Source organism: Burkholderia sp. DN3021, assembly GCF_049805555.1.
Taxonomy (GTDB): Bacteria; Pseudomonadota; Gammaproteobacteria; order Burkholderiales; family Burkholderiaceae; genus Burkholderia; species Burkholderia pyrrocinia_C.
In genome coordinates this window covers 1-456 of record NZ_JBNCAB010000291.1, presented here as the reverse complement: position 1 = coordinate 456, position 456 = coordinate 1, and the positions used below count along the sequence as shown (strand labels likewise).

Annotated in this window: 1 pseudogene; it reads left to right on the top strand. The window is 66.9% G+C overall.

From position 1 onward, the window contains the following. Positions 1 to 91 precede the first annotated feature (91 nt). Positions 92 to 322, top strand: a pseudogene (locus ACPUER_RS37140) (transposase); the annotation flags it as partial. Between the last annotated feature and the right edge of the window lie 134 nt (positions 323 to 456).

Sequence of the window (456 nt, the reverse complement as noted above, 5' to 3'; positions counted from 1 at the left end):
AATCCCGGTGACTGAAAGCACACCGGCTCCTCAAGCGCTGGCCGCCTGATCATGCCGCCCGACCCGCGTACACCAGACTTGACGATTGCTCAAGGGTCAGCCCGGCAAGCCGTTGTCGGAATGCCAAGCGCGGCGCAACCGGCGCATCGCCAAGCCCCGCGCTCGTGTTGAGCATGTGTTCGCCGCCTTGGAGCAGATGGGCGGCAAGGTGCTGCGCTCGATCGGCCTGGCGCGGGCGACGCTGCACCTGAACTGGAAGGCCGCCGCGTATAACCTGCGGCGCCTGTGCTCGCTGATGGAGGTGGGCCCCCGGCCGTTTTGACGCCCGAAATGGGCCTGCTCCGGCCGGACACGACCGGACCCGGGCGGCAGAGAGCGAAAAGATCGCCTCACCGCCCTTCGAGTGGGCCGCGAATCGGCCAAGTCGCGGTGTCGTCACGGCAGAGTTAGTTCAAA